Source organism: Fulvitalea axinellae (assembly GCF_036492835.1).
GTDB lineage: Bacteria > Bacteroidota > Bacteroidia > Cytophagales > Cyclobacteriaceae > Fulvitalea > Fulvitalea axinellae.
In genome coordinates this window covers 2,875,520-2,888,524 of sequence record NZ_AP025314.1, presented here as the reverse complement: position 1 = coordinate 2,888,524, position 13,005 = coordinate 2,875,520, and the positions used below count along the sequence as shown (strand labels likewise).

The 13,005-nt window shown below is 45.4% G+C and carries 9 protein-coding genes; 6 read left to right on the top strand and 3 right to left on the bottom strand.

Annotated elements, in window-relative coordinates; translation table 11 throughout:
* Positions 1–15 precede the first annotated feature (15 nt).
* The 6 genes from AABK39_RS10890 (at position 16) to ftsZ (ending at position 7,878) form a co-directional block, all read left to right on the top strand.
* Positions 16–1,197: an FtsW/RodA/SpoVE family cell cycle protein gene (locus AABK39_RS10890; RefSeq protein ID WP_338391379.1), complete on the top strand. Its 1,182-nt coding sequence runs from the start codon at positions 16–18 to the stop codon at positions 1,195–1,197.
* Positions 1,198–1,208: 11 nt separating this feature from the next.
* The gene (gene murG / locus AABK39_RS10885) at positions 1,209–2,309 is read left to right on the top strand and encodes an undecaprenyldiphospho-muramoylpentapeptide beta-N-acetylglucosaminyltransferase (RefSeq protein ID WP_338391378.1); all 1,101 of its coding nucleotides are present in this window, start codon (positions 1,209–1,211) and stop codon (positions 2,307–2,309) included.
* Positions 2,306–3,691 (top strand): UDP-N-acetylmuramate--L-alanine ligase, encoded by a 1,386-nt coding sequence (gene murC, locus AABK39_RS10880; protein WP_338391377.1) that lies wholly within the window; start codon positions 2,306–2,308, stop codon positions 3,689–3,691. Before murG ends, murC begins: the two co-directional genes overlap by 4 nt.
* 2 nt (positions 3,692–3,693) lie before the next feature.
* Complete coding sequence (locus tag AABK39_RS10875; RefSeq protein ID WP_338391376.1) at positions 3,694–4,461, top strand: cell division protein FtsQ/DivIB; 768 nt, start codon at positions 3,694–3,696, stop codon at positions 4,459–4,461.
* Between the two features lie 197 nt (positions 4,462–4,658).
* Entirely contained in the window at positions 4,659–6,011 is a 1,353-nt protein-coding gene (ftsA, locus tag AABK39_RS10870) for a cell division protein FtsA (RefSeq protein WP_338391375.1), read from the top strand.
* A gap of 127 nt (positions 6,012–6,138) precedes the next feature.
* A complete protein-coding gene (gene ftsZ, locus AABK39_RS10865; RefSeq protein WP_338391374.1) occupies positions 6,139–7,878 on the top strand; it encodes a cell division protein FtsZ in 1,740 nt (579 codons plus the stop codon).
* A gap of 67 nt (positions 7,879–7,945) precedes the next feature.
* Here ftsZ and AABK39_RS10860 read toward each other — a convergent pair whose 3' ends face one another.
* Genes AABK39_RS10860 through AABK39_RS10850 form a run of 3 tightly spaced genes read right to left on the bottom strand, consistent with a single transcriptional unit; the run spans position 7,946 to position 12,702 of the window.
* Positions 7,946–9,868 (bottom strand): DUF3857 domain-containing protein, encoded by a 1,923-nt coding sequence (locus AABK39_RS10860; RefSeq protein WP_338391373.1) that lies wholly within the window; start codon positions 9,866–9,868, stop codon positions 7,946–7,948.
* Positions 9,865–11,661 (bottom strand): DUF3858 domain-containing protein, encoded by a 1,797-nt coding sequence (locus AABK39_RS10855; RefSeq protein WP_338391372.1) that lies wholly within the window; start codon positions 11,659–11,661, stop codon positions 9,865–9,867. Before AABK39_RS10855 ends, AABK39_RS10860 begins: the two co-directional genes overlap by 4 nt.
* A 6-nt stretch (positions 11,662–11,667) precedes the next feature.
* The gene (locus tag AABK39_RS10850; RefSeq protein WP_338391371.1) at positions 11,668–12,702 is read right to left on the bottom strand and encodes an ISAs1 family transposase; all 1,035 of its coding nucleotides are present in this window, start codon (positions 12,700–12,702) and stop codon (positions 11,668–11,670) included.
* Between the last annotated feature and the right edge of the window lie 303 nt (positions 12,703–13,005).

Here is a 13,005-nt window from a genome sequence, read left to right as displayed (position 1 = left end):
TGAAAAATCCGAAGGATGGATATCGTTAAAAAAATTGCGAACAAACATCTCAAAGGCGACCCGATAGTATGGGCGATCGTCTTTTGTCTGATGGCTTTCAGTGTGCTTGTGGTTTATAGCGCCTCTGGGAATTTGGCCTATAGAAATGCGGGTGGAAATACAGAGTATTACTTGATCAAGCATAGCATCCTGTTGGCGTTGAGTTTTTGTGTAATGTGGATCGCTCATAAGATCGATTTCAGGTATTATCCGATTATCGCCAAAGTAGGCTTGTTGCTTTCCGTTCCGTTGTTGCTTTTCACTTGGTTTTACGGCCCGGAGATTAACGAAGCTTCCCGTTGGATGATAATCCCGATTGTGGAACAGCGCTTTCAACCTTCGGATTTGGCAAAACTGGCTCTGATCTCGTCTTTGGCGGGAATGCTTTCAAAGCGACAGCATGAAATAGAAAACTGTACGATCAAGGACCTTTTGCCAATGCTGGCTTGGATGGTTGTGATTTGCGGTTTGATTGGGTTGTCGGATTTGTCAACTTCGGGGCTTCTATTTACGACAGGCCTCCTGATTATGTTTATCGGAAGGGTTCCGTTAAAGCGTCTGGGGGTAATTATCGTTGCGGGCTTGATGGTCGGCGCTTTGGCGATTGTCATAGGCCAGCGAGGGCCGACGTTTGTTTCCCGAATTAAAACGCACCTTGATCCTACAGCGCTTTCATTCCAGTCGGAACAATCATATATCGCTGTTGCAAAAGGCGGTTTGTTGGGTGAAGGTCCTGGAAACAGTAAGCAGAAGAACTTTCTTCCGCACCCGTATTCAGATTTCGTTTATGCGATAATCATTGAGGAGTACGGCATTGGAGGCGGTTTGTTTATGCTGATTCTTTATTTGGGCTTGCTGTACAGGGGAATGTTGGTGGCGAGTAAAAGTGATCGGCCACTGGGCGGGTTGCTGTCTGCCGGGCTAAGTTTTTCTCTGGTGTTGCAGGCCTTGATCAACATGGGCGTAGTCGTTGGGCTAATGCCCGTGACGGGACTTACTTTGCCTTTTGTCAGTATGGGCGGTACGTCTTTGCTGTTTACTGGAGTTGCGTTGGGAATTATCCTTAGCGTAAGCCGTGGCGAATCATCGGCTAAAGTACAGGAACCCGTTATCCGGCCAAAAGGGAATGTGAGAAGGAAGATGACTGTTGAAGCCTGAATCGTTGAAAGATGAAAAAAATTAAAGCCATAATAAGCGGTGGAGGTACCGGGGGGCATATTTACCCGGCCATCGCTATCGCGAATAAACTTCGGGAACGCGTTCCCGGTGCGGAGATTCTTTTTGTGGGAGCCGAAGGAAAGCTCGAAATGCAGAAAGTGCCCGAAGCAGGTTATAAAATTGTCGGTTTGCCGATTCGCGGAATTCAGCGAAAGCTGACTTGGAGCAACTTGTCGTTTCCATTCCGTTTGTTGAAAAGCCTTCTTTTGGCCCGAAAAGTTGTGAAGGATTTCAAACCGGACGTGGCGGTAGGAGTCGGAGGATACGCAAGCGGTCCTTTGCTTCATCAAGCCTCAAAATCCGGGGTGCCCGCTTTGATTCAGGAGCAAAACGCATTCGCCGGCCTTACCAACAAATTGTTGGCGAATAAAGTGGCGAAGGTGTGTGTGGCGTCTTTGGGAATGGAAAAGTTTTTTCCTGCCGAAAGGATTGTTTTGACCGGAAACCCGGTAAGACAAGATATTCTTGACGTAGACGGGAAACGGGAAGAAGCCAGAAAACATTTCGGCCTTGAAAAAGACAGCAAAACGCTGTTGGTTCTTGGCGGAAGCTTAGGCGCTTTGGCGATTAATAACGCCATGCTCAAGCATATTAAAGCGCTGGACGAACAAGGAATTTCGGTGATTTGGCCTACTGGTAAACTATACTTTGAGCGAGTAAAGCGAACCACGGCAGATATGGGTTTGAAAAACACCCTGATTGTCGAATATATGAAGGAAATGGACTTGGCATACGCGGCCTCGGACGTCGTGTTGTCCAGAGCCGGAGCTTTATCCGTTTCCGAACTTTGCTTGGTTGCCAAGCCTACGATTTTTGTTCCTTCGCCAAACGTAGCCGAAGATCACCAGACCAAAAACGCTTTGGCTTTGGTGAAAGAAGACGCGGGCTTGATGCTCAGGGATAGCGAACTTTCGGAGAAATTGTTGGAAACGGTAACGGGTTTGTTTGCCGACGAAGCGAAACGGAAAGAGCTTTCCGCAAATATGAAAAAATTGGCGAAGCCGAACGCCGCGGACGAAATAGTTGACGAGATTTTAAAGTTGGTGCAGTGAGACTGGAAGAAATTCGAAATGTGTATTTCCTCGGAATAGGGGGGATTGGAATGAGTGCCTTGGCGAGGTGGTTTGTGAAAGGCGGCGTGCGAGTTTCCGGCTACGACCTTACCAAAACCCCGCTTACCGACGCGTTGGAAGAGGAAGGTATGCGGGTGAGCTTCGAAGACAATCCTGACAGTTTGCCCGAGGAATTTCGCGCTTTCAGAGAAGATTCGTTGGTGGTTTACACTCCGGCGATTCCCGCTGGACACAAAGAATTCGGCTACTTGAAATCCGTCGGTTATGAGCCGAAAAAGCGTTCGGAAGTATTGGGGATTATCACTTCCGGCACATTCACGGTAGGCGTTTCAGGAACACACGGGAAAACGACAACTTCATCGATGTTGGCGCATTTGCTAGATGTCGGTCAAAAAGATTGTAGCGCTTTTTTGGGCGGCATTGCCACAAATTTCAACTCCAACCTACTGTTGAGAGGAAATGTTACAGACGGTTTGGCGGTAGTCGAGGCCGATGAGTTTGACCGTTCATTCTTGCGGCTTTCTCCGGATCAGGCGGTAGTTACTTCCGTAGAGCCTGACCATCTCGATATTTACGGCGAAGCCGATAGCGTTTTCGAATCTTTTGCCGAGTTCATAGCCAAGGTGCCGGAGAACGGAATCGTTTGGGCTTCGGAAAAGGTGCCCGAATTCGTTTTGCCAGAGAACAAAAACATCGAGATTTTGAGATACGGGTTCGGTGAACGGGCCGATATCCGCGCTGAAAATTTGCGAAGTACACCGGACGGATATCAGGTTTATGACTTCGTGAGCCCGGAAGCCCGGATCGAAAACCTGAAACAGCTTGTTCCCGGAAGGCATAACGTGGAAAACATGTTGGCCGCCATTCATGTGGCTTTGGCCAATGGAGTGGATGTCGGGAAAATCAAGGAAGGCGTCGAAAGCTTTTTGGGCGTGAAAAGGCGCTTCGAATATGTGTTGAAAACGGAAAATGTAACCGTAATCGACGACTATGCGCATCACCCGACCGAAGTAAGGGCGTTTCTGGAATCGGTTAAGGAAATTTATCCGGGAAAAGAGCTTACGGTGGTTTTCCAACCGCACCTGTATACCCGGACACGAGACTTCTTTGCGGGATTTGCCGAAAGTCTGAGCCTTTCCGATAATTTACTTTTGTTGGATATTTATCCGGCGAGGGAACTTCCGATCGAAGGGGTTGATTCGAAGTTGATTTTGGATAAAGTGACATGTGAAAACAAGCGTTTGATATCTAAGGAAAACGCCTTGGAATTTATTAGGGAAAACAAGCCCGGGTTGCTGGTTACGGTCGGCGCCGGAGACGTTTACCAATTGCTTGATCCGATTAAGGAAATCTATAGATAATTATGCTCAAGGTTTTCTCGAACATAAAGTTGAAAATAGGGCCGAAGATCATCGGGGGAATCGTGATTCTTGCCGGGCTTGGCTGGTTTGTGGCTAAAAAGCAATGGGCTAGGCGTTGTGTCCGAATCGAAGTGACGGTTGACGATTCCCATCAGCAGTTTTTTGTCAGCGAACAGTCTGTAAAACGGATGATGACAAAAAGCGGAAGTCGCAAGTTGGTTGGGGAGCCTTTGTCCTATATCAACCTGAAGGAAATCGAGAAAGATATAGAGAAGCATAAATTCGTTCAGAATGCGGAAGTGTACGCCGGTGTGTCGGGAGTGCTGTTTGCGAATGTTACTCAAAACAGACCGATAGCCCGGATTGTCCGCCCACGAGCCAAAGACGCTTACATAAATTTTGACGGAGCGATTTTGCCGACTTCTTCACGCTTTACCGCCCGAGTCCCGTTAGTGAGCGGAGCCTACGCGAATAAGTTTGTTAACGGAAAACAGGACGAAATTTTCGAAGGAGTAATGACTGTTTTGCGCAAGCTTGAGGAGGATGAGTTCTTGAAAGCGCAGATCGCCCAAGTAGATGTTGACAAGGAGGGAAGGTTGAAGATTTTTCCGCAAGTCGGAAAGCAAATTTTCGAACTTGGTCTCCCGCAAGATATCGATCGGAAATTGCAAAAGTTGACTTGGTTTTACGAGCATATTTACCCTTTCAAGGGCCCTAACGCATATAAGCGGGTAAGTTTGGAGTTTGAAAGGCAAATTGTATGCGAATGAAAAAAGTGTAAATCGGACTTTCTTGTAAGGTCCGCTATTGATTATATTGCGGTTTGCGGGCTCAATATTTGAGTGTAAGCCCGCCAAAGGAAATTTTATGGAATTAATTCCCGTAAAATTGGGTGATGTTCGTATTAAATATTATTTTTAATTGAACTTTTTAGAGGATACCCATAAGCCCTGAAAATTATTGTCGCATGGATAACGAAAGAATTGTTGTTGGCCTTGATATTGGCACTACCAAAATCTGCGCTGTGGTCGGTCGTAAGAACGAGTACGGAAAGCTGGAGGTACTTGGTATGGGCAAGGCTGACTCTGATGGGGTAGTGAGAGGTGTTGTTAGTAACATCGATAGGACTGTGATGGCGATCGAGAAAGCGATCGACGAAGCGGAGAAACAATCAGGCATCAATATCCAGGTCGTTAATGTTGGTATAGCTGGACAACACATAAAGAGTGCGGTCCACCATGGTAGCATTACTCGCGACTCAATGTATGACGAGATTTCAATAGAAGACGTTAAGCGTCTGAGACATGATATGTACAAGATCGTGATCCCTCCGGGAAATGAGATTATTCATATCATGCCACAAGACTATACTGTCGATTACGAAGGTTCGATCAAGGATCCTGTAGGAATGAGAGGCCTGAGGCTTGAAGCGGATTTTCATGTGATTACCGCTCAGGCCAATGCTATTTATAACGTGAACAAATGCGTTAGGAGAGTAGGTCTGGAGGTTGAAAATCTGATTTTGGAACCATTGGCATCCAGCTTGGCTGTTTTGAGCAGCGAAGAAAAAGAGGCTGGAGTTTGTATTGTCGATATCGGAGGAGGCACTACTGATGTAGCTGTTTTCCATGACAATATTATTAGACATACGGCTGTGATTCCTTTCGGAGGCAATGTGATTACTGAAGACATTATGCACGGTTGTGGCGTGATGGAAAAGCAGGCCGAACTTCTTAAAGTGAAATTCGGAAAAGCCATCGCCGAAGAAGCGAATTCTAATGAAGTGGTGTCAATCCCTGGTTTGAGAAACCGTCCGCCGAAGGAGATTTCTGTCATCAATTTGGCCCATATAATCGAGGCCAGAATGGAAGAGATCATCGAGATGGTGCATTCTGAAATCATTAATTCCGGTTATGAGAATAAACTTGCGGCCGGTATTGTGATTACGGGAGGTGGCTCTTTGTTGGCTCACTCAAGGCAACTTTTCGAATACATGACTGGCTTGGATTGCAGAATCGGCCATCCGAACGAGCACTTGGGCAAAAGTAAAATTGAGGCGATCAAAAGCCCGATGTACGCTACGTCTGTTGGTTTGGTGCTTTCGGGTTTCCGTGGTTTGGATGACCGAGATGACCGCTACCAAGAGGTTGAACGAAAAAGTCCAAGGAGTGCAAGGGTTCCGGAGGATCAGACTATGGGAGGAAGACGCCCTGACACTGGAATTGATCCTAAGGATAATATAAACGGGGGGTGGTGGAAAAACTTCCTGAATAAGACTAAAGAATTTATTATTGACGATGTTGACGACAACCGCTACTAAGTTTTTTCGAAAGTAGCGATTGCGTGTTTACGATATTATTACGTTCGGTGCCACTTTGTTATGATCTGTTTTTGTGGTATCGGACAGCGAACTATAGGCTAAGTTTCTGGCTTGAAACGATTCGGTTATGACGGATAACTCTTATCAATTCGATATTCCTGCGCATCAGAAGTCCATTATTAAGGTTGTGGGGATTGGCGGTGGTGGCAGTAATGCTGTAAACCACATGTTTAGCAAGGGTATAAAGGATGTGGATTTCATTGTGGTGAACACGGACCTTCAGGCGTTGAAAAACAGCCCTGTACCAAATACCTTGCAGATTGGCGTAAACCTTACGCAGGGATTGGGCGCTGGCGCAAACCCTGAAAAAGGGCGTGAGGCGGCGCTTGAGAACAAGGAAGAGATCCGCGAACTGTTGGGCGACGGAACCAAGATGGTGTTCATTACGGCGGGAATGGGCGGTGGTACCGGAACGGGTGCTGCTCCTGTATTTGCCGAAGTGGCCCGGGACATGGACGTTTTGACCGTCGGGATCGTGACAGCGCCTTTCCGCTTCGAAGGACGTAAAAAAATGAAGCAGGCGTTGGCTGGCATCGAGGAACTCGAGAAGTATTGCGATACGGTAATCGTTATCCTCAACGACAAGCTGAAGGAGCTTAGCGGAAGTTTGCCGATTAGGCAAGCGTTTGCCAAGGCCGACGAGGTGTTGTCTACGGCGGCGAAAAGTATTGCCGAAATCATCTCGGTACATGCCGAAATCAACGTTGACTTCGAGGACGTTAAGACCGTAATGAAGGACTCTGGTGGTTCTGTTATGGGGTCTGCGGTTACCCAAGGCGACGCTAGGGCTACTAGAGCGGCCGAGGAGGCTATCGCTTCTCCATTGTTGAACAACAATGACATTCACGGAGCTCAAAAGATTCTCTTGTCGATTATGTCTGGCTCGGATGCTGAGCTTGAGATGGACGAACTCGATGATATCACCGAATACATCCAGGCTAGAGCTGGAGAAGAGGCGGATATTATTTGGGGTCACGGTATTGACGATTCTTTGAGCGATAGCATTCGGGTTACGGTAATCGCTACTGGTTTTGCCCTTGAACTTGAAGGTGCCGAATCACGTCGTGCGAAAGATGTTGTAGCGTCAAGCTACGCCGAGTCAGCAGCTAAAAAAAAAATACCTGAGTTAGAAATTAATCCAACTGTTTCTGAGGATGAGCATAAAATCGAACCTGTAGAAACAGAGGATACAGTTGAGGCGACTGAGCCAGTACAGCCTGTGCAGAGTGAAGTGGAGACTCCGGTTATTCCTGTGAATTCAACACCAATTCCTCCTCCTCCGCCAACGCCAATACCGGGACCGCAGCCACCTGTAAATGATGAGCCGGTGTTTGAGTTTCAGGTAACTGGTGGTGATCAGCCCGCTGAACCAGAAAATTCGGTTTTGGACTTCGGATCGCTTGACCCAATGGAGAATGAGGCTGAAGTCAAACCTGAAGACATCACTTCGAATATCTCCGATACTGGGGATTCAAGTTTTGTAGGTATTGAAGACGATTTCGTTATCGTTGATAAGGATACCCAAAGCGAGATGGAGAGAAGGGATTTGATGGTGGAGCAGAAGCGTGAAGAGCTTAATAAAAGAAGGCAGGAGCGCGTGGCTCGCCTTCGTGGACTGCAAAGCTCTCCGCAGGAAGAATCTGACTCAGAGTTTAAAGAGAAAATGAACGTTCCGGCTTATATCCGAAAGGAGAAAAAGCTTCAGGATCTGCCTCGTTCGGCCGAATCGCAAGTTTCAAGATATCAGCTGAATGACGACAATCAGATATTGGGAGACAATAAATTTCTGCATGACAATGTAGATTGATATTCAAAAAACGAACAAAAAAGCCTCATGAAAATGAGGCTTTTTTGTTTATCGAGAATTCAATTTTTTACGTACTTCGTTTTTTCATTACTACCCGTTTCTTATCGTTCTTATACATTGTTTGTCGGAACTCTATAAACTTTTGGTATTCTTCAGGAGGAAACTTCCCGGCTTTCCTAAGGTAAATTCTTGTATAGGTTAATTTATTGCCTTCCAGCTTAATGGCGGTCTCGTATTTACCGTATGGAGTGTCGATTTTTACGTCTTTAGGTTGCGTTTCTATTTCCATCCCTTCAGGTATTGTCCAAATTACGGAGTCGATTTCCTGCTTTGGGTTGCGCAAGATAAAATCGTATTTCCGCTGATGTTTACTTGAAGTGATTTTAGGGTACCGGTTTACGATGTTCGGCCTTAAGAATATTCTGTTTCCGGTTTTAGTGGCTACTCTCCGTGCGTTTATCTTAATATTTTCAAGTGAGGAAGGGAGCCTGTTTGGGAAGATTTTTACTTTATAAGATTCGATGTTTGGATTAGGGACCTCCAATGCCTTGTAAAGAATTTTTCTACGTTCGTCTTCGCTTTTTCGTGAGATAGCGTCTGGAAATTCATAAAGGATTCCTTGGGACTTTGAAGTGATTTCAATTTCGGCGTTGCCGTCTTCACTCAGTTTGACTGTTGTCGTTCTAACCCTTCGGTTGTCTTTTTCGGAGTAAGAAGTGGTATTCACTATCCGGCCTTTTCCGTCTTCGCAGAACATTGCCGTACGGTTTCCCGTGAAATCGCCAAGGTAGCCGAACGGATTGGTCTGGCTGGTGCATTCAAGCCAGACAGTGTCTTTTTCGTTTGGGATACACAGGATTACGTGGTTGGTATATCGTTGGCTTATTTCCCCTTTACGAATAATTGGTGGCGAATCTCCGCCGTATACGCTGGCGTAAACGGACTTTACGCCTACAACATCAAGTAGAGCCTTTGTATAGTTAGTAAGGGCTTTACAGTCGCCGTATCCTTTGCTGTAAACGTCTTGGGCAAGCATTGCCTGAAAGCCGCCGATACCTAATTGCACACTAACGTATCGGGTGTTTTTCTGCATCCATTCGTAGACTGTTTTCGCTTTTTCAAGCGGGCTCAACCCGTCGGTCAATTCCTTTATTTTTGCTTTTAGATTTTCGGGTAATTCTTGTCGCCCAATCTGCAAATCATGTTCCCATTGGATAAGTTCGGGCCAAGAGGCTTTGCTTCCTTCAAAACCCAGGTAATTGAATTTGTCAGTCTGAAGCCCAACGCCCGGTACTTGTTCGATTGCGGGGTAGTAGGGTTCGAGCCTTTCTATAGCCGGGATATTTTCCACTTTCCAAGTGTATCTTTTCCCATCTGAGATATCTTCGGTTTTTGGTGTTGTTTTCAGGTTGGTCGTGATATATTTTAATTCCTGATCACCTGTGTTTTCCACTATTAATGATGAGTTTTGAACGGCGATTCGAGTATCGTTCTGTACAATCCATCTGGGGAGTTCCAGATAGCCTTTATGGAGCCTTTCATACTGGATTTCTACCGTGTAAGGGTATCTCCCATACTCCGCTTTGAGGTGTTTAACGCGGTTGTCTTCATAAAGACTCACGCCACTCACCGCACTATAGTCGTTGATGTCTTTGTTTTTGACCGATTTCACAAAGTTCCCCGAAGCGTCGTAAATGTTACAGCTTATGTTTTTGATGCTGATATACTTATCGTAATGGATCACCTTTTCGGAAGCGTCGTCTTTTTGAGCATTGAAAATGGTAATCACTTCCTTGCTGATTTCTTTTACCCGAAAATCAGGCTGGATGAAGATGCTTAATTGGTTTTGCCTAATGACAGCGTCCGCCTCTTTGAGTAACTCGCCGGGAATATTGATGATTGAGTATTCGGGTTTGTCCTTGGCCGATAGCGTAAAGCTACCGGCAAGAAACATTAGCCAAAGTAGGGTTAAACTCTTTATATGCTTCATATTGAGGCTTTCTTGATGATGATTGGTTCCTCAAGTTTGTTCAGCATTCCTTCGAATAAGGTTTTGAGGAAATCGTATTCTTTTGGCGTGTACATCGTCTTGTTTAGTTTCAGGGTAGACAATACCTGAATCCTGTTGCCGGTTATCGCTGCTTTGAAAAAGTAACTGCCTCCGTTTTCAGGTAACAAAAGCTTGATTGCTTGGGGCGTCTCAGTTACTTTATAACCTTCCGGAATTGTGAAAATGTAGGTCATCTTCTCGGAAACGGCGGCGGCGAGATCTACGGGATAAGTTCTTTTTTCTTGTTTGAAAGGATTTTCGGAGAAAGACGAGAACAGCTTCGGAGTTATATAAATAGTCTCTTCCGATTCGCCTTCTTTCGTTATCTTCATCGAATGAATCAGCGATTTTGAAAGGTCTTCTTTGTTGCGGATACTTTGGTCGGACACTTCATAATCGACCATTTTTTCTTCAAAATTGGTGAAGTATTTCTCTTCTCCGTCCTTAAAGATTTTGATGCGGCTTTGGACTGCATCGTAACCTTTTTCGGAGATGCGTATTGCGCCTTCAAGGCTTCCGTCTTTGGCTATGTTTACTTGCGCAGTGATTTTATTGTCGTATTTGGCGGGAGAGGAAATGGAGATTGACGGAGCGGTTTTCGGTAAAATTTCCCGTCCAAAATAATTCAGGCATCGTTGGGGCAAAACGCCAAAGGGAACAATACGGCTAGTGGCGTCGAGTAACGCAAAGCCGTTACCGAGATAAACTTTGGCGATGACATAGTTATAATTATCGAGAATCGGGTAGTGGGGATGAGCTTTGCCATTGCCTCTGGTACTTAGAATTACAGGATTAGCCTTGATACCTGCGGCTCGGAGTATGGAGATCAGCATTAAATTTATGTCTGCGCTGTTTCCTTTTCTTATTTTGAATTTTTCCCTTGGTGAATCATGCGCCTGCATACGGTTCTTTCCATCCCATTCCATATGGTTTCTTACAAAGGAGTAAATTCCTTGAGTTAAGGCAACAGGGTCGGAGTGTTTGGCTTTGATCGCCTCAAGCTGGTCTTTGTAAAAACCTTTCTTTCTCATCCGACTACCAAAGCTTTCGGACTGCTGAAAGTCTTCGGCTATTTTCTCCCAAGTACCCAAGATGTTTCTGGTGACTCCTTGAGCGACTATGGACCCTAATTGGAATTTTACTTGAGCGTAGTAGTCCTTCATTGTTGTGATGAAAGACTCGGCTTTAAGCCCGGGCACATGATGGGCGTACCATCGGGTATTGACTGTTTGGCTATTCTCTCCGAAAATCGGCATGTTGCCATAAGTCTTTTCTTGTTTTATATGGTGGAAGCCTTGGGAAATAACCATGTATTTCAACACATCGGGAATGATTGTGAATAGCTCGGTGTATTTTCTGGGGTATTCTCCTTGAAAATAGGTTGTTGGGATGTCATAAAACCTGTTTGTGACTATTTCATACGAAATCTCGATAACCGAACCTTTTTTCACTTTCGGCATTGAGAATTTCAGGTTTGTATAATAGTCGTTTACCTTTTCTTTGTGTATTTCCTTTTTGTCTAGCTTGTACTTTGCCTCGGCGCCGTCTTCAAGATTGTAAGTAATCGCCTTTAGATTGCGCACTTTGACGTAATCGTTGTTGGCTTTGTATTGGGAGATGCTGAAATCGCCTAAGTCCAGAGCTTCGGTATCCAAGATCTTGATACGCTGGTGTATGGTGTAAATCAACTCAATTTCTTGGCGCCCTGTATGGTAGAAACAGGGCTTGTTCATAAAGGTCTATCTATTAAAATATTGGTGAATAGAATTTATATCTGCTACGATCTCCTCTCGCATTTCATTCATATTTTCACCAGCGTTCCTTTGGATCAAAATATTCATTACAGCAGTCAAAATACATGAAACACTTTGCTGTATACCAGAGACAAGGCTCCTTAACCCGTCCTCTCCGAAGTTCGTATCCCTCATATTATTGTTTGCCTCTACGGACCAGTGTCCCCTTACGGCGTTAGGCAAGTTGTATTGATCAATAAGACCGGTATTTATATTGCTGACGTAGTATGATGTCTCGCTTGATGTTTTTCCTGTTTTAACGACTTTACGGGTACGGTCTACCCGTATGAAGCAGCTCATCCCCGTATTCGACCAGCGACGCTCCAAGCATCCCGTTTCCACCGGGTAGGTCCGGTATATTCTTGTTTCGATCCTGCCATGGCCCTTTTCGACGGTCTTTTTATAATCCAAACATTCTGATCTCCGCTCCATGTCTCGAAGGTCTTCACGGAGTATTTTCTGGTTCCCTTTTATTTGTGAAAGGTAGACGCCCCGTTTTCCATGGATTCCCTCCAGTAACCCGGAATTATTGTGAAGGGCATCCATCGTATAAGCCGTTCCCGAAAGACCGGATTGAGTTTCAAAATATTCGTCGACAATACCCCGCTCGGAGTCTTTGGTACCCGAATAGTAGCCTACAACCTTGCTGGTTTTATCTTCTTGCGCGGTAACCAGAACCACGCTTTCCCCGCGTTTGTCCCCTGAGGATTTGTCGATACTCCCCCGGAGTTCTTTACCGTCAATCGAAAACCATTGAAGAGCTTGCGGATCTATAGTTTCGTTTGCGTTAAAAGTGGTTTCAGCAACCGCCTTAAGTCCCTGTATATCTGTATCCTTCAGGATTCTTCGGAGTTGAACACGGCTCACACAACACTTACTTTTACCACCTGTGAAATCCCGCCAATAATCGTGATCCCTTTTCATTGAGCGGTGAATCTGTGAGAAATTGAGTTTTCCTCCGCTCCTGAATACGGCAAGCATAAAGCACAGTACGACAAAAGCCAGTTCGTGCTTCTTCCCCTTGGCGTTCCTGTGGTCTACAAGGCTTAGTTGTAACTGGAGGTAGTATTGATTAATTTCGTTTTTTTGGGAGCTTATCCATCAACCGCAAGTTTGTTTGTGGTAATTCAAAATTGCAATTCATGGTGGTAAGCTCCTATTTTCTCAGACGCTTTATGAACAGGCCCTGATGGTAGAAAAACTTGACTGCGTTTAAGTCAGCTAGATAAACGGCTTTGGCCGAGGAGTCTTGTTCATAAACCGATAGTTTGAGATCCTCAATGG